Origin of the sequence: Micromonospora sp. NPDC051196, from assembly GCF_040682415.1 — a bacterium.
Taxonomy (GTDB): domain Bacteria; phylum Actinomycetota; class Actinomycetes; order Mycobacteriales; family Micromonosporaceae; genus Micromonospora.
In genome coordinates this window covers 148,770-164,070 of sequence record NZ_JBFBAY010000002.1, presented here as the reverse complement: position 1 = coordinate 164,070, position 15,301 = coordinate 148,770, and the positions used below count along the sequence as shown (strand labels likewise).

Here is a 15,301-nt window from a genome sequence, read left to right as displayed (position 1 = left end):
TCGCCTTCGGTGTGCACGGAGAGTGACGGCCCGAGTTTCCTTGACCGGCCCTCCTACTGTGCGGTGCGTGACCGACTCGCCACAGCAGATGTTTGCCGACGCCACTGCGATCCTCAGTTCGGCGCTCGACGGAGACTCCGATGCCGTGGTGGGGACCTTCGACGCGGTCGTCGACCGTGACGGCCTGGCCGGTGCGTACGACGTGGCGTGGTGCCTGGCCGCGACCATGGTCGGTGATCCGGTGCCACCGGGGGCGTGTGCGCTCGACTTTCCTGGCATCGACCAGGCCGAGTACGACGCTCGATGGGTGGCTCGCTTCGTCAGCGCGTACGCCAACTCCGACCTGGAGACGGCACGAGCGCTGTTCGGCGCGGCGGCGGCTGACGGGCTGTTGCCGGAATGTCTGCTCACCCTCGCCGGTTCGACCATCGCCACCCTGCGGCAACGAGCCACCTGAGCCGCTTACGCGGTCGGGCCGGCGCAGGCGCCTGCGCGGTCGGGGCCAGCCGGGCGAACCTCATGCCGCGTCGTCGACCACCGTCGCGGCAAATCGGGACAGCAGTTCGTGCCAGCCGGCGGTGAGCGCCTGCCGGTAGCCCTCGGCTGCATCGCCGTGTCGGTCGAAGTGCCGGTGCGTGACCTCGACCAGGGTGCCTGCTGCCGTCGGTGTGAGATGCATCTCGACCTCGCTGGCCCGTGCCGGGTCGGGCACCGGTACCCGATCCGGGCCGATCTGCCAGGTGAACCAGGCGACGGGGTGGATCCCAGATCAGCACCCGACCCCAGTCGTTACGGAAGCCGTAGGGGCCGATCTCGTAGAGCATCCCACCGGCCCGGGGCTCCATGCCCAACTCGGCGAGCACGCCCGGGCCGGACCAGGTGTACTCCGTCACCCACCAGTCGGTGAGTCGCGTGGTGAAAGCCTCGTACGCGGCTTCCACGGATGCGGGAACCAGCAGAGTGCTGCGCAGCGCGAACCGCTCATGCTCCTGTCGGATGTCGGTTGGATCGGCTGGCCCGTCTCCCATACGCCCGGACCATACCGGCTGGTGCCAGGCAGCGCAGCTTGCTCCGACGCCCCCCTGCACCACCCCGGCCCTGCCCACGTCACCGACCGCTCCCCTGCGTAGGTCTGCGGGCAAGCAGGCAGGCCTGCGGTCGGTCGGCGAAGGCGGCGAGCATCCCCCGGCCGAGCGCATCGGCGGCGAACCGCGCCGGTGCGATCCCGACGTAGTCATCGGCGACCCGGTCGTACGACTCACGGATGGCACTCAGGTAGGCGGGATCGACCATGGCGGTGACGGTAGCGGAGATTTGACCCGTCACTGGATGATGGGCCGCGTGAGCGTCGCTGATCCGGACCCGCTGTGGAGTGCCCTTCGCCTGGTGATCGTGATCCTCGGCCTCGCGTTGCTGGCCTTCGGTGTCGGTGTCGCCGTATCGCGCCGGTTTCCCGTGGCCTGGGTGCGGGTTACTCGTCTGGGGGCAACCCAACAGTCGCAGCCAGTCCGCATCGGCGGGAGTCAGGCGCTGCTCGGCGGCTGCTTGCTGGCCCAGCAGGCACCGTTCCTCATCCCGATGCCCTCGGCGGCGGCAAGAGCACTGTTCGCGTTGGCCCTGCTTCTTGCCGGGACTGCGATGGGTTGGTACGTCTGGCGACGGGACTAGCTGATCCTGCGACAACGCAACACACTGACAAACGCAGCGCGCCGACCGGCGTTTCCGCTGGTCGGCGCTGCAATAGCCCGGCGAAAGGCTATGTGGCCAGGGGCGGGGTCGAACCGCCGACCTTCCGATTTTCAGTCGGACGCTCGTACCAACTGAGCTACCTGGCCGTGGTGCTCGGGTCATGTTACCCGGCTGGCGGGGTAACCGCCGAATGGGTCACATACCCCGATACGCAGAACGCCGCGCGTGGTGCGCGCGGCGTCAGCGCTTGCGGTCCTGACGGGACTTGAACCCGCGACCTCCGCCTTGACAGGGCGGCGAGCACTCCAACTGCTCCACAGGACCTAGCTGGTGTTGCCTCCGGCCGAAGCCGGACCGTGCCCCCAACGGGATTCGAACCCGTGCTACCGCCTTGAAAGGGCGGCGTCCTGGGCCGCTAGACGATGAGGGCGGCCCCGCCATCATTGCACATTCGCAACTCTGTGCGGACTTGCTCCCATCCGGCCCCGCCGGAGGCTTGGAAAGCATACGTGATGTCTCACCGGACGACCAAACCGGTATGCCCTCAGCCGTAGAAGCTCCTGAAACCGCAGGTCAGAGGGGGTCTAGCGGAGCCGGGTGACGCCGTGGTCGCGCTTCAGGGCGGCGATCACCTTCGGGCAGGCGGCGAGTGTGGCAGCCCGATTGCCGCCCCCGTCGTGCAGCAGGACCACCGCGCCGGGCCGGGCAGCCTGCCGTACCCGCTTCTCGATCGTGGCGGCGGTCGGTCGGGCCCAGTCCTGCGGGTCGACCGTCCAGTGCAGCGATCGCATGTCCAACTGCTTGGCCACCTTGACCACCTCGGCGGTCCACCGGCCGCCTGGCTGCCGGTAGTACGGCACCTTCGCGTCGGGCACCGCGCGTCGGATCTCCCGGTTCGTCCGGGTCAGGTCGGCGCGGATCTCACGGATCGGTCGCCGGGCCAGGTCCAGGTCGTGGTTCCAGCTGTGGTTGCAGAGCTGGTGTCCCTCCCGGGCGATCCGCCGGACCAGTTCGGGGTGTTTGCGGACCTGCGTACCCACCACGCAGAAGGTGGCCTTGACCTTGGCGGCCTTCAGCAGGTCCAGCACCTTCGGTGTCCAGGCCGGGTCCGGGCCGTCGTCGAAGGTGAGCGCCACCTTCTTGCCCCCGGTGGTGCGTACCAGGCCGGCCGGCAGTTTGGCCGGCAGTGCCCGCAACCTGGGCTTGGGTGAGACGGTGGGGCTCGGCGTGGCAGCCGCCTCCGGCGGCAGGGCGGCCGACGGAGGCGGGCTGGTGGGCGTCGAGGTGGGTGCTGAGGAGCCCGGGCCGCAGCCGGTCAGCAGGAGGAGAGCCAGGCCGGTGAGCCAGGCGACTAGCACGCGAGGACGCATCGTTCGCTCCCGAGAGGGGTTCGGGTACGCAAACCACGACGCTAGTTCACCCCTTTTCGGTGGATAGCGGCGGGTAGGGGGAAGCGGACGGGGTCAGGATGCGGCGGACCGGTCCAGCGAGTCGCGTACGGCGATGGCGAGCGAGACCGCCTCGGCCAGATCACCGGGGTGGGCCACCCCGGCGGGCAGGGTGTCGACCTGCCAACCCGGCCCTGCGGCAAGGACCAGCAGTGGGCGGCGTGGTGCGGTGAGCAGCGCGCTGAGTTGGGCCGGGTCGGCGGTGGCCCGGGTGTGTGACCAGATCATCACGGCCGCCGGTCCGGTCCGATCGATGGCATCCAGCAAAGCGGTCACCGGCACCCGGGCGCCGAGCAACCGATGATTGACGCCGACCTCGGCGAGCGCCGCCGCGAGCGCCTCCAACGGCAGGCTGTGCTGCTCCTCGTCGGCGCAGGAGAGCAGGATGCGGGGTGGTTGCCCAGCGGGGGCGGGGCGGGCCGCCACGACTGTCGCGAACGCCGCCGACACGCACCGCGAGATCAGGTGCTCCACCTCGATCAGTGCGGCGGTCGCGGCATGCCGCTCGCCGATGCCGACCAGCACCGGACGGAGCAGGCGGTTCCAGGTGTCGACCACCCCGTCGGTGGCGATCGACCGGGCGATGGTTTCGCTGATCGCCTCGGCATCCAGCCGCATCGCCGCTCTGGCCAGGCCGCGAGCCACCGGCCCGGCCCGGTGCACCGGGATGGTCGCGCCGCCGCCGGCCCGTGTGTTTGCCGACGGGACCGGGCGGGGGGCACGGGCGGACACCGGTTCCGGTGCCTGCCGGGCCCAGCGGGCCGCCTCCGCAGGGCTGACCCCCTCGGCGGTGAGCCGCCTCATGATCTCCAGCCGGGCCAGGTCGGCCGTGGTGTAGCGCCGGTGGTGCCCGGGGACGTGTTGGCTCGGCCCGAGACCGTACCGCTGGTGCCAGGTGCGCAGCGTGGTGACCGCGATACCCAACCGTCGGGCGACCGCCCCGGCGCTCAGCGCCTCATCGACCACCCGACCGCTCCGACGCGTCGCTGGCCGGCAGCCCGGTCGGGCCTGACGGGTGCAGCAGCCGGTCCAACACCCCGCCCAGCCACGGGGCGTACGACTCGGGCTCATCGATCAGCTGGGCGGCCAAGGTCACCGGATCCGCCCAGCGGAGTTCGGCGACCTCCGACGACTCCGGGTGCAGCTGTGCGTCCGGCCGGAACTCACCGCGCAGGACGTGGTCGTACTCGACCTCGATTCGTCCGGTGGTCGGATCCTCGGCCCGGTAGATGTGGACACCGACCTCGGTGAGCGGCACCGGGCCGACGCCCAGTTCCTCGTCGAGCCGGCGGTTGGCGGCCTCGGACAGGGTCTCGCCCGGCTGCGGATGGCCGCAGCAGGAGTTGGCCCAGCGCAACGGGAAGCGGGTCTTCGTCGCGGCTCGGCGCTGGAGCAGCACCCGACCGTCCGGGGCCACCAGCAACACCGAGAACGCACGATGCAGTCGGCCTGGTGGCTGGTGGGCCTCGGCCACGGTGGTCGAGCCGACGGGCTGACCCGTCTCGTCCACCAACTCGACCAGATGGCTCTCCCGGGACGGGGACATCAGTGCATTCCTCTGTTCGCGACTGCTGGGCTCGGCTGCGCTGCGCCGCATGACCTCATTGACCTGCTCCGGTGATCCGGCTTGCGGCGAGCTTGCCGGAGATGAGCACCATAGGTACTCCGACGCCGGGCTGTGTACCCGAGCCGACGAACACCACGTTGGACAGCGACCGGTGCAGGTTCGCGGGCCGGAACGGACCGGTCTGGAACAGGCTGTGCGCGGCGGCGAACGGCGTGCCCGCCGCCATGCCCTGTTCCGCCCAGTCCGCCGGGGTGATCGCCTGGAGCACCTCGACGCCCGCGCCGAAGCCGACGTAGCCGCGTTCCTCAAGGGTGGCGATCAGGTCATCGGTGTAGTGGGCGGTGAGGTCGCCGCACCAGTCGAACGGCGCCCGGTCGAGGTTGGGCACGGGCGCGAGCACGTAGTAGGTGTGCCGACCGGCGGGCGCCACCGCCGGATCCGTCCGGCTCGGGTTGGTGACCAGCAGGGACGGGTCGCTCATCAGCTCGCCGCGCCGGATGACCTCGTCGAAGGTGCCCTTCCACGCGCGGCCGAAGTGGATGTTGTGATGGGCGATCCGTCCGTACCGCTGGGTCGAGCCGACGTGCAGCACGACGCAGGACGGCGAGTAGGCCAGCCGGCGCTGGTGGGCCGGCGGGAGCAGGTCGCGGTAGGCCACCGGCAGATCGGGGTTGAGCACCACCGCGTCCGCCGGGACGAACTCGCCGTCGGCGGTCAGCACCCCGGTGGCTCGCCCGTTCGCGGTCTCCACCCGGGTCACCGTGGTGCCGTACCGGATCCGTACGCCGTGCTTCTCCGCAGCCCCGGCCAGCGCGCGGGAGACCGCGTGGATGCCGCCGCGCGGGAAGTAGACCCCGGCCACCGAGTCGAGGTACGCGATCACGGCGTAGATGGCCAGCGCGTCGTGCGGCGCCAGGCCGGCGTACATCGCCTGGAAGGAGAAGATCCGTCGGGTACGCGGGTCGCGGAAGAACTGATCGATCTTGGTTTGCAGCCGCCGGAAGGCGCCGGTGGCCATCAGCTTGAGCAGGTTGGCGTTGAGTAGATCGGTGGGCGCGTCGAAGTTGCGCTCGATGAAGTCGGCCCGCTCCAGCCGCCACAGGTTGCGCGCGAAGTCGACGAACCGCAGATAGCCGTCGGCCTCCCGGGGGCCGCAGACCCGGGAGATCTCCGCCGCCATCCGGGCGGTGTCGGTGATCACGTCCAGCGTCGACCCGTCCGGGTAGTAGGCCCGGTAAGCCGGATCGAGGGGAACCAGGTCGAGCCAGTCGGTCAGCTCCTCGCCGACCGCGCCGAGCGCCTCGGCGATGAGGTCGGGCATGGTGAGCACGGTCGGGCCGGTGTCGAACTCGTAGCCGTCGACGCTGAGCCGGCCAGCCCGGCCGCCCGGCACCGGCTCGCGTTCCAGCAGCGTCACCTGCCGGCCGCTGCCGGCCAGGTGCAGGGCACAGGCCAGACCGCCGAGGCCGGCCCCGACAACCACCACTCGGTCCGTACGTCCGGAGACGGTCCGTGCCGGCGACCACTTTCCGCCCATCATGCCCTCCGGTCGGTAGCTGCGCTGGCGAGGCCGAACAGCGCGGTACGGGCGGTCTCGTCGATGGTGACGGTGGCGAGCGCGGCCAGTGCGTCCTGGACCCGCTCGTCGATCATCCGCTCGATCCGGCCGACCGCGCCGGTGTCGAGCACGATCTCGGCCAACCGGGCCACCTCGGGCTCACCCGCCAGCGAGCCGGTGCCGTTCAACGCCCGGCGCTGGGCCGGCGAGGCCAGCTCACGGGCCAGCATGAGCAGGGCGGTCGGCTTGCCGGTGCGCAGGTCGTCGCCGGTCGGCTTGCCGGTGGTGATCGGGTCGCCGTAGACGCCGAGCAGGTCGTCGCGGAGCTGAAAGGCTTCCCCGACGGCGAGCCCGTAGCGGGTGTACGCGGTGGCCAGCGGGGCGTCGTCGTCGACCCCGGCCAGGGTGGCACCGAACAGCAGCGGGCGCTGGACGGTGTAGCTGGCGGTCTTGTAGCGGGCGACCCGCAGTGCCCGGTCGACCGACCAGCTCTCCGGATCGGTCTCACCGAGGAGGTCGAGGTACTGCCCGGCGATCGTCTCCACCCGCATCCGGTCGTAGCCGCGGCGTACGTCGAGCAGTCGGTTCGCAGGTAACGCGGCTCGGGCCAGCAACTGGTCGGCCCAGACCAGGCAGAGATCCCCGATCAGCACCGCGACCGCCTCGCCGAACCGGCCGGAGTCGCCGTTGCGCCCAGCGGCCGCGTGCTGGGCGGCCACGGCCACGTGGGCGGTCGGCCGTCCCCGACGGGTGGCGGAGGCGTCCATCACGTCGTCGTGGACCAGGGCGAAGGTGTGCAGGAGTTCCAACGTGGCCAATGCGGGCAGCACCCTGTGCAGCGGTTCGTCGCTGTTGGCCGCGCCGCGCCATCCCCAGTAGGCGAAGGTCGGGCGGACCCGCTTGCCGCCGGCGAGGACGTAGTCGCGGGCCGTGGCGGCGAAGCCACCCATTGCCGGATCGACCGCGCCCAGCGCGTCGACTTCGGCGTTGAGGAATTCGGCGAGGGTCGTCTCGACCGCGGTGACGAGATCCTGCGTGTACGCAGCCAGGACGGCCGGGACCGGTTCGTCTCCACCGACCGGCTGTCCAGGCAACACGCGAAGGAGGTTACCCGCTAGTTGGTCGTTGGCCATGCGGCTGAGCGTACCCTAGGGTCTCTAGTTGCGTCGATTGGTGCGTCGATTCTGAGGAGGGCGAATGAATCTGGACCTCGCCGCTGCCTACGACCGGTGCCGTGAGCTGCACAGACAGCACGGGCGCACCTACTATCTCGCTACCCGGCTGCTACCCGCATGGAAACGTCGACACGTCCATGCCCTGTATGGATTCACCCGGTACGCCGACGAGATCGTCGATCGGACGGAGGCGCTGCCGCCGGCCGAGCGCGCCGCCCTGCTCGACGACTGGGGTGGGCGGTTCGTGGCCGGTCTGCACGGTGAGCCGGTCGACGATCCGCTGCTGCCGGCGGTGCTGCACACCATCGCCGTCTTCGATCTCGACCGGGAGGACTTCGCCTCGTTCCTCAAGAGCATGGCGATGGATCTGACCGTGACGTCCTACCGCACCTACGATCACCTGCTGGACTACATGGAGGGGTCGGCTGCGGTCATCGGCACCATGATGCTGCCGATCCTGGGCAGCTCGAACCTGGCGGCGGCCCGGGAGCCGGCCCGCCAACTCGGCTTCGCGTTCCAGCTCACCAACTTCATCCGGGACGTGGCCGAGGACCTCGACCGGGGCCGGACGTACCTGCCAGAGGAGGACCTGGCGCAGTTCGGGGTGACCCGGGACGACCTGATGGCCTGCCGGGCAGCCGGCCGGGCCACCGAGCCGGTACGCGAGTTGATCCGGTACGAGGTCACCCGGGCCCAGGCGCACTATGCCGCCGCCGCACCGGGAGTCGTGCTGCTGGAGGCCGGTTCGCAGTCCTGCATCCGCACCGCGTACCTGCTCTACGGCGGCATTCTCGACGAGGTGGCCGCGCAGGACTACGACGTGTTCGCCAAGCGGGCCACCGTGCCGCAGCGGCGCCGGATGGCGGTGGCGGCTCGTGCCCTGCTCACCCCGACCGGTGCTCCCGTCGACCTGCCCGGACCGCCGGCTCGGTGACCGATGTGTGGGCGGTTTCTGCTCTTGTGGGCTGGCCGTCCAACGGTCGGTAGGCAATGCTGACGAGATGGCGGATCCGGAACTCGTGGACGTGGTCGTGCTCGGGCTCGGGGTCGGGGGTGAGGAGGTGGCTGGGCGGCTCGCCGAGGCCGGGCTCCGCGTCGTCGGCATCGAGCGCAACCTGGTCGGTGGGGAGTGCCCGTACTGGGGCTGCATCCCGAGCAAGACGATGATCCGGGCGGCGAACGCGATCGCCGAGGCCCGTCGCCTCGACGGGTTGGGCGGCAGCGCCCAGGTCCACACCGACTGGGCGCCGGTGGCGAAGCGGATCCGCGCGGAGGCCACCGACAACTGGGACGACCGGGTGGCGGTGCAACGCCTCACCGACAAGGGTGGACGCCTCGTCCGGGGCAGCGGCCGGCTCGACGGGCCAGGCCGGGTACGCGTCGGTGACCAGGTTTTCCAGGCTCGACACGGGATCGTGCTGGGCACCGGAACCAGCCCGTCGGTGCCACCGGTCGACGGGTTGGCCGGCACGCCGTACTGGACGAATCGGGAGGCCGTCGAGGTCGAGGAGTTGCCGGCGTCGCTGCTGGTGCTGGGCGGCGGGGCGATCGGGCTGGAACTCGCGCAGGTGTTCGCCCGCTTCGGTGTCCGGGTCACCGTGGTCGAGGCCCTCGACCGGGTGCTCGCCGTCGAGGAGCCGGAGGCGTCGGAGGTGGCCGCAGCCGCGTTGCGGGCGGACGGGGTGCAGATCCACACCGGCGTCAAGGCCGCCCGGGTCGAGCACGGTGCCGAGGGTTTCACCTTGCGGGGCACCGAAGGCGAGCAGTTCACCGCCGAGCGGCTGCTGGTGGTCACCGGGCGCCGCGCCCACCTCGACCAGTTGGGGTTGGACACGGTCGGGGTGGACGGCAGCCGACGCTACCTGCCGGTCGACGACCGACTGCACGTCACCGACGGCATCTGGGCGGTCGGCGACGTGACCGGCGAGGGCGCTTTCACCCACATCGCCATGTACCAGGCCGCCATCGTGGTCGCCGACGTGCTCGATCACGTACGCCGAGCCGACGGCGGCGCGGATCCGAGTGGTACGGCCAGCGTCGTGGGTGGAGCGGTCGGTACCGCCAGTTCGTTGGCGGCCACCGGATCGAGTGGCTCGGCCGGGTCGGTACCCCGCGCCGACTACCGGGCGCTGCCCCGGGTCACCTTCACCGACCCGGAGGTCGGTGCCGTCGGCCTCACCGAGCGGCAGGCCCGCGAGCGCGGCATCAACGTGCAGGTCGGCTTCACTCCGCTGTCCTCGTCCACCCGGGGTTGGATCCACAAGAGCGACGAGGGTGGCTTCATCAAGCTGATCGCCGACGCCGACCAGGGGGTGCTCGTCGGGGCGACCTCGGTCGGTCCGGCCGGTGGCGAGGTGTTGTCCGGGTTGGCGGTGGCGGTGCACGCGGCGGTGCCGGTGGCTCAACTCCGGCACATGATCTACGCGTACCCGACGTTTCACCGGGCCATTTCGGAGGCGCTGCGAAACCTGAGTTGAGCAGGAGCCTGCGCCCGGGGTGGCTCCAACGGTCCGTGCCGGCGGTCTAGCCTGTCGCAGTGTCGAGAAACTCTCAGTCCAGCGGCGGGATCTCCGGACCGCTTCGGGCGGTCCTGGGTTCGGTGACGGCGCTGGCGGTCGCTTCGAGTGCCATCTACGTATTCGGACCCTGGTCGTCCGAGGAGCCCGAGCCGATCGGCACTCCCCGCCCGGTCGCCGCTCCGGCGAAGGTCTCCGGCCGCACGATCTCGGTGCTCGGCTCCGGCGACATCCTCGTGCATCCGGAACTGTGGGACCAGGCGCGCCGGGACGGTACCGGGAACCTGGACTTCGGGCCGATGCTGGAGCCGGTGCGCGAGGCCGTCTCCGGGGCCGACCTGGCCCTGTGTCACCTCGAAACTCCCTTGGCGCCGCCGGGCGGTCCGTACATCGGCTTCCCCAAGTTCAGCGTGCCGCGAGAGGTCGTGCAGGGCATCAAGGCGGCCGGGTACGACGGCTGCTCGACCGCCTCCAACCACACCATCGACCAGGGGATGGCGGGCGTGAAACGCACCCTGGACGCGCTCGACGAGGTCGGCCTCGGTCATACCGGCAGCTACCGGACCAGCCGGGGGGCCGGCGCCGCCAAGATCTACCAGGTCAAGGGTGTGAAGATCGGGCACCTCAGCTACACCAAGAGCTACAACGGCCTGCGGCCGCCCGCCGGGAAGGAATGGGTGTCGAACCTCATCGACCCGCAGGCCATTCGGCGCGCGGCGGCGGCTGCCCGGCAGTCCGGCGCGGAGATCGTCGTGGTCAGCCTGCACTGGGGCACCGAGTACGAGCACGAGCCCGACGTCGACCAGCAGACGTGGGCGCGCGCGGTCGCCGAGATCGAGGACGTGGACCTGGTCTTCGGTCACCACGCGCACGTGGTGCAGCCGGTCGAGCGGATCGGCGACACCTGGATCGTCTACGGCATGGGCAACCACATCGCGCGGCATGCCCAGCCCGTGAACGCGAACCGGGACGGGGTGATGATCCGGGCGGTGTTCGGCTCCGCAGGGGAGACGAAGCGATGGAAAGTGCTGGCCATGGAGGCCATTCCCACCTTCGTTGATCTAAATCCGAATATCCGTTTGGTTGATCTTGAGCGGAAACTGGCCGATCCAGCGTTGCCGCCGGGCCGGCGCATGATCTACGAGGCGGCGGTCGACCGGATCGAGGGCAACCTCTTGACCAGGGGTGCCGACACCGAGGGGCTGGTCGTCCGGGGGGTTCGACCAGCGTCTTCGCCGTAACGGATGCACCCTGCGGGAACGTGAGCCTTGCTAGCATCTGCCGGGCCCGGCGTCCCTGCCTGGCCTTGAGCTGGGCGGACGGGTCTTTTTGCAGCCTGGCCACCCCCGGAAGGTTGTTTCTCACGTGCGAAGCGGTTCGGCTCAACGTGTGCCACAGCAGCCGATAGACGGTTCGATTCACGACCAGGCGCAGCTGGTGGCGTGGCGACGCCGTGCTCTCGAACAGCAGTTGCCGGCGGCGGCCTTTCCGGCGGGGACGAACGCCCCGTCGCTGGTCTACCTCTGCGCGACGATGTTCGTCGTCGTCGCGGCGGTCCTCGGCTTCGCGGTGAACGCCCAGCACGGCGCGCTGCCGGCCGTGGTCGACTCGCAGCGCGACATCGTCTCCAAGCTCGCCTCCAGCATCCGACTGGACGTCACCGCGCGGCGTGAGGAACTGACCCGGGTCGTGCAGACGCGCGGCGAAGCGTCCGACGCCGACCTGCTGAACCGCATGCTCAACGATGGACGCAACATCAACGGCGCGTTGATCCTGGACACCGGAACCCGGCAGGTGGTCACGGCCAAGGGTGCACAGTTGTCGCTCGACCTGCTCCCTGCGGAACTGCCGATCGGCTCCGCGCTGGCGGTGACCAACGCCGACGGGCCCCTCATGGTGTACGGGATAGCGCTCGACGACACCCGGGTCGTACTGGCGACCCAGCCGCTCACCATGCGGAACCTGCGGCTGAATCCGGATGCCGGACACGGCATCCACGCCCTGACCCCCGACGGCACCATCAGCCTGATGCAGGGGGTCAACGCGGTCGACGCGGGGCATCTGCCGGCGGTCTTCGACGGACTGGTCGATGCCGGTTCCCGGCAGAGCCGGCAGGTGGTCGTCAAGGAATGGTCCGACCGACGACTGCTGGTCTCCTCCGCGCCGGTGGGCAGCTCCGGTCTGGTGATCGTCTCACTGCTCACCACCGAGGTCAGCACCGGAACCTCGCTGCGCAAGGGCATAGCGCTGGGACTCAGCCTGCTGGCCGTCGGCCTGCTCAGCTTCTGGATCATGCGTAGGTCGCTGTTCCGGCCCGTACGTGTGCTGCTGGGCCAGGCCAAGGCCGACGCCTGTGGTGCCACCACCGCCCGGCGGCCGAAGTTGCGTATCCGGGAGGCGCACCGGATCGCCCGTGCACTGGCCCTGACCTCCGGTGAGCAGTTCCCAGCCGACCGGCGCTGGCGGCCGACCGTGCTTCAGGGCCTCAGCATCGCGCTCGTCATCGCCTTGCTCTGGCCGGCGGCGGTCGTCGTGCTCGGGTTGCGGGCTCCGGCACCGACGGTCCCGGTGCAACTGATGCGCGACGAGGAGAACCGTGCCGAGGAGGCCAGCAGCGCGCTCGGCAACCTCCTCGACGGCGGACTGGCGACCGTCTCCCGGGTCTCCTACGGATTCAACGTCCAGGATCTGGGGCAGGCGGGCAAGCGACTCGACCGGGAACTCGACACCGACAACCGGTTGCGATCGCTCTACCTGGTGGATCGGGACGGCAAGGTGCTGGCCAGTGCCGGCCGGCGTCCACTGCGTACCGTCGAGCCGCTGCCCGGCGAGGTTGGCATCCACCTCGACCGGACGGTGCAGCGGTTGCCCGTCGTGTACGGCTACAACCAGATGGCCGACGGCTACTCGATCGTGGGCGAGTTCGACCCGGACCGCCTGCTGGGCCTGGTGCGCCGGGTCAGCGGGCGCGCCTACGTGGTCGACGCCGAGCTGCGGACCGTGCTGGATTCCGAGGGCTTCCAGGCGTTCCAGCCCTTGCAGGGCGATCTGGCCCGGGAGGCTGCGGTGGAGGCGCTGCCGGGTGCGACGGTCGGCCGCTCACGTACCGCCGACGGCAAGCCCGCGCTGGTCGCCGCCGCCGGCCTGTCCGCGCCCGGGACGGTCGCCCACCTGGAGTGGGCGATCGTGATCGAACAGGACACGGCGGGGCTGCGTCTACCGGAGTTGGTCGAGCGACGTTGGACGCTGCTGATGGCCGGTGCGGCGATGGGGATCGTCCTGCTCACCCATGTGTGGCAGCTCTACATCTTCGTTCGGCCGCTGCGCCGGTTGGCCTTCTTCGCCGACCGGATGAGCGAGGGGAACATCGAGGTTCCGGTGCCGCCGCAACGGCACGACGACATCGGTGCGATCGCCATGTGCCTGGAGATCTGCCGCCAGGTACGGCACACCGGTTCGGCGCGCTTCGGTGGGGCGTTGCGCCTGCGGGGTGCCGGGGCCGACCGCACCACGGTCCTCCCGAGGGTGCGCTCGGCGGCGACCACCGGTCGGGGGACGAAGGGCTGACATGTTCTACCTGTACACCGTCTACAGCTTGTGCTGTCTCGCGCTGGTCGTGGCGGGCGTGATCGAGCAGCGGAACCACTACCGCAATCTGAACACCATCCCGCACCGGGTGCTGGTCAACGGCATTCGGGGCAAGAGCTCCATCACCCGGCTGTGCGCCGGCGCCCTGCGCGGTGGGAACAAGGTCGTGGTGGCCAAGACCACCGGCACCGCGGCCCGGTTCATCTTCCCGGACGCCAGCGAGGAGCCGGTGCACCGCAAGTTCGGCATCGCCAACGTGGTCGAGCAGATCGGCATCGTCCGGCGAGCGGCGGTCTACCACCCGGATGCGCTGGTCATCGAGTGCATGGCGGTCATGCCGGCACTTCAGGAAATCAACCAGAGCAAGTTGATCCGGTCGAACATCGGGGTGCTGTGCAACGTCCGCGAGGATCACCTGGCCGAGATGGGGCCCACCCTCGACGACGTGGCCCGGTCGTTGAGCCGGTCGATGCCCGAGGGCGGCATCTGCATCACCGCCGAGAAGGACCGGTTGGCCATCCTGGAACAGGAGGCAGCCAAGCGGAACTGCCGACTGATCTCGGTCGACCCGGAGTCGGTGACCGATCAGGAGATGGCGGGATTCGGCTGGATCACGTTCAAGGAGAACGTGGCGATCGCGCTCGCCGTCGCCGCTGAACTGGGCGTCGACCGGCGTAGCGCGTTGGCCGGGATGTGGGCGGCGCCGCCCGATCCCGGGGTGCTCTCCGTGGCCCGCGTCCTGTATCAGGAGAAGCGGGTGCGCTTCGCCAACATCTTCGCCGCCAACGACCCCGAATCGACGTTCATGAACATCGCGCAGCTGGAGCAACAACAGCTGATCAACCGTCCGTTGACCATGGTGATCAACTGTCGGCCGGACCGGATGGAACGCAACGGGCAGATGGGTACGCTGGCCGGCCGCGTACAGCCGCAGAGCATCGTGCTGATCGGAGAGATGACCCGCAGCGCCCGGGTCAACGTGCCCGCGGAACTTCAGGGCCGGGTGGTCGATCTGGGCGGCAAACTGCCCCCCGAACGGTTGCTCGCCGAGGTGATGGGCGCGACCGCGCCGGACGGCTCGGTGATCGCGGTCGGCAACATCCACGGTCAGGGTGAGGTGCTGCTGCACGAGCTGGCCGCACTGCCGAGTTGGGAGCCGCGCGACCGCAACCGCGCCGAATCGATGTTGCGTACGCCGAGCACGCCCGGGTTCGACGTGGACGCCGAGACCGTTTTCCTGGGAGGGATCCGGCGATGATTTTCGGGGGAGAGCTGAGTGCTCAGCTCGCGACCGCCTGCCTGGGCATCGGCCTGGTCTTCGCGTTGCTCTGCTATCTGACCACCAACCTGTCCCCGGGCGGGATGATCACGCCCGGCTGGATCGCGTTGGCGCTGATCGAGGACCCGCTCCAGGCCGGGGTGATCGTGGTGATGACCGTGGTCACCTACGCCCTCACCCGGCTGATGCAGCGCATGGTGATCCTCTACGGCAAGCGGCTGTTCGCCGCGATCGTGCTGCTCAGCGTCTTCCTCCAGATGACGCTCTTCATCATCGTCCAGCGTGACCTGCCGCTGCTCTTCGCCCACCAGACGTTGGGCTTCGTCGCGCCGGGACTGATCGCCTACCAGCTCGTCCGGCAACCGCCGAAGGCCACCGTGCTGGCCACCATCATGGTCACCGCCATCACCTACGGTGTCGCGGTCAGCGGTGTGGTGGCCGGCTTCGTGCCGGTCACCTGATCATCCATCGACGAGGGGAA

14 protein-coding genes, 3 tRNA genes and 1 pseudogene are annotated in these 15,301 nt (G+C 70.0%); 8 read left to right on the top strand and 10 right to left on the bottom strand.

Annotated features, from left to right (window positions below; all coding sequences use genetic code 11):
- Window positions 1-67: 67 nt before the first annotated feature.
- Window positions 68-457 carry a hypothetical protein gene (locus AB0M35_RS06560; protein ID WP_363742343.1) on the top strand — a complete coding sequence of 130 codons (390 nt, stop codon included), beginning with the start codon at window positions 68-70 and terminating at the stop codon, window positions 455-457.
- 60 nt (window positions 458-517) lie between these two features.
- Here AB0M35_RS06560 and AB0M35_RS06555 read toward each other — a convergent pair.
- Both AB0M35_RS06555 and AB0M35_RS06550 read right to left on the bottom strand, forming a co-directional pair.
- Window positions 518-1,028: pseudogene (locus AB0M35_RS06555) on the bottom strand (SRPBCC family protein).
- A 79-nt stretch (window positions 1,029-1,107) separates the two neighbouring features.
- Window positions 1,108-1,293, bottom strand: coding sequence for a hypothetical protein (locus AB0M35_RS06550; RefSeq protein ID WP_363742341.1), 186 nt, complete (start codon window positions 1,291-1,293; stop codon window positions 1,108-1,110).
- Window positions 1,294-1,341: 48 nt separating this feature from the next.
- Between AB0M35_RS06550 and AB0M35_RS06545 the strand changes: the two genes are divergently transcribed.
- Entirely contained in the window at window positions 1,342-1,668 is a 327-nt protein-coding gene (locus AB0M35_RS06545) for a hypothetical protein (protein WP_363742339.1), read from the top strand.
- A 93-nt stretch (window positions 1,669-1,761) separates the two neighbouring features.
- On the opposite strand, the gene AB0M35_RS06540 is transcribed toward AB0M35_RS06545, so the two are convergent.
- The 8 genes from AB0M35_RS06540 to AB0M35_RS06505 form a co-directional block, all read right to left on the bottom strand.
- Window positions 1,762-1,835 (bottom strand) — tRNA-Phe (locus AB0M35_RS06540).
- Between the two features lie 104 nt (window positions 1,836-1,939).
- Window positions 1,940-2,013 (bottom strand) — tRNA-Asp (locus AB0M35_RS06535).
- Window positions 2,014-2,046: 33 nt separating this feature from the next.
- A tRNA-Glu gene (locus tag AB0M35_RS06530) sits at window positions 2,047-2,119 on the bottom strand.
- A gap of 154 nt (window positions 2,120-2,273) precedes the next feature.
- On the bottom strand, window positions 2,274-3,059 hold the full coding sequence (locus AB0M35_RS06525) for a polysaccharide deacetylase family protein (RefSeq protein ID WP_363742337.1): 786 nt from the start codon (window positions 3,057-3,059) through the stop codon (window positions 2,274-2,276).
- Between the two features lie 93 nt (window positions 3,060-3,152).
- Entirely contained in the window at window positions 3,153-4,103 is a 951-nt protein-coding gene (locus AB0M35_RS06520) for a MerR family transcriptional regulator (protein ID WP_363742335.1), read from the bottom strand.
- Window positions 4,093-4,683, bottom strand: coding sequence for an isopentenyl-diphosphate Delta-isomerase (gene idi / locus AB0M35_RS06515; RefSeq protein WP_363742333.1), 591 nt, complete (start codon window positions 4,681-4,683; stop codon window positions 4,093-4,095). Before idi ends, AB0M35_RS06520 begins: the two co-directional genes overlap by 11 nt.
- A 55-nt stretch (window positions 4,684-4,738) precedes the next feature.
- Window positions 4,739-6,241: a phytoene desaturase family protein gene (crtI, locus tag AB0M35_RS06510; RefSeq protein WP_363742330.1), complete on the bottom strand. Its 1,503-nt coding sequence runs from the start codon at window positions 6,239-6,241 to the stop codon at window positions 4,739-4,741.
- Window positions 6,241-7,395, bottom strand: coding sequence for a polyprenyl synthetase family protein (locus tag AB0M35_RS06505; RefSeq protein WP_363742328.1), 1,155 nt, complete (start codon window positions 7,393-7,395; stop codon window positions 6,241-6,243). The genes crtI and AB0M35_RS06505 overlap by 1 nt, the downstream gene beginning before the upstream one ends.
- 64 nt (window positions 7,396-7,459) lie before the next feature.
- Between AB0M35_RS06505 and AB0M35_RS06500 the strand changes: the two genes are divergently transcribed.
- The 6 genes from AB0M35_RS06500 to AB0M35_RS06475 all read left to right on the top strand — a co-directional run bounded on the left by AB0M35_RS06500 (window position 7,460) and on the right by AB0M35_RS06475 (window position 15,281).
- Window positions 7,460-8,371, top strand: a complete 912-nt coding sequence (locus AB0M35_RS06500) for a phytoene/squalene synthase family protein (protein ID WP_363742326.1) — start codon at window positions 7,460-7,462, stop codon at window positions 8,369-8,371.
- Between the two features lie 67 nt (window positions 8,372-8,438).
- Entirely contained in the window at window positions 8,439-9,914 is a 1,476-nt protein-coding gene (locus AB0M35_RS06495; protein WP_363742324.1) for an NAD(P)/FAD-dependent oxidoreductase, read from the top strand.
- 59 nt (window positions 9,915-9,973) lie between these two features.
- Complete coding sequence (locus AB0M35_RS06490) at window positions 9,974-11,194, top strand: CapA family protein (protein WP_363742321.1); 1,221 nt, start codon at window positions 9,974-9,976, stop codon at window positions 11,192-11,194.
- A gap of 196 nt (window positions 11,195-11,390) precedes the next feature.
- Window positions 11,391-13,520, top strand: a complete 2,130-nt coding sequence (locus AB0M35_RS06485) for a HAMP domain-containing protein (protein ID WP_363742318.1) — start codon at window positions 11,391-11,393, stop codon at window positions 13,518-13,520.
- A gap of 1 nt (window position 13,521) precedes the next feature.
- Window positions 13,522-14,799 (top strand): poly-gamma-glutamate synthase PgsB, encoded by a 1,278-nt coding sequence (gene pgsB, locus AB0M35_RS06480; RefSeq protein ID WP_363742315.1) that lies wholly within the window; start codon window positions 13,522-13,524, stop codon window positions 14,797-14,799.
- On the top strand, window positions 14,796-15,281 hold the full coding sequence (locus tag AB0M35_RS06475; RefSeq protein ID WP_131308120.1) for a poly-gamma-glutamate biosynthesis protein PgsC/CapC: 486 nt from the start codon (window positions 14,796-14,798) through the stop codon (window positions 15,279-15,281). Before pgsB ends, AB0M35_RS06475 begins: the two co-directional genes overlap by 4 nt.
- The last annotated feature ends 20 nt before the right edge of the window (window positions 15,282-15,301 follow it).

Coding starts and splice junctions, on each gene's coding strand:
- AB0M35_RS06550 (WP_363742341.1), bottom strand. CDS start 1,293: ATGGTCGATCCCGCCTACCTGAGTGCCATCCGTGAGTCGTACGACCGG.
- AB0M35_RS06525 (WP_363742337.1), bottom strand. CDS start 3,059: ATGCGTCCTCGCGTGCTAGTCGCCTGGCTCACCGGCCTGGCTCTCCTC.
- idi (WP_363742333.1), bottom strand. CDS start 4,683: ATGTCCCCGTCCCGGGAGAGCCATCTGGTCGAGTTGGTGGACGAGACG.
- crtI (WP_363742330.1), bottom strand. CDS start 6,241: ATGGGCGGAAAGTGGTCGCCGGCACGGACCGTCTCCGGACGTACGGAC.
- AB0M35_RS06505 (WP_363742328.1), bottom strand. CDS start 7,395: ATGGCCAACGACCAACTAGCGGGTAACCTCCTTCGCGTGTTGCCTGGA.
- AB0M35_RS06500 (WP_363742326.1), top strand. CDS start 7,460: ATGAATCTGGACCTCGCCGCTGCCTACGACCGGTGCCGTGAGCTGCAC.
- AB0M35_RS06495 (WP_363742324.1), top strand. CDS start 8,439: ATGGCGGATCCGGAACTCGTGGACGTGGTCGTGCTCGGGCTCGGGGTC.
- pgsB (WP_363742315.1), top strand. CDS start 13,522: ATGTTCTACCTGTACACCGTCTACAGCTTGTGCTGTCTCGCGCTGGTC.
- AB0M35_RS06475 (WP_131308120.1), top strand. CDS start 14,796: ATGATTTTCGGGGGAGAGCTGAGTGCTCAGCTCGCGACCGCCTGCCTG.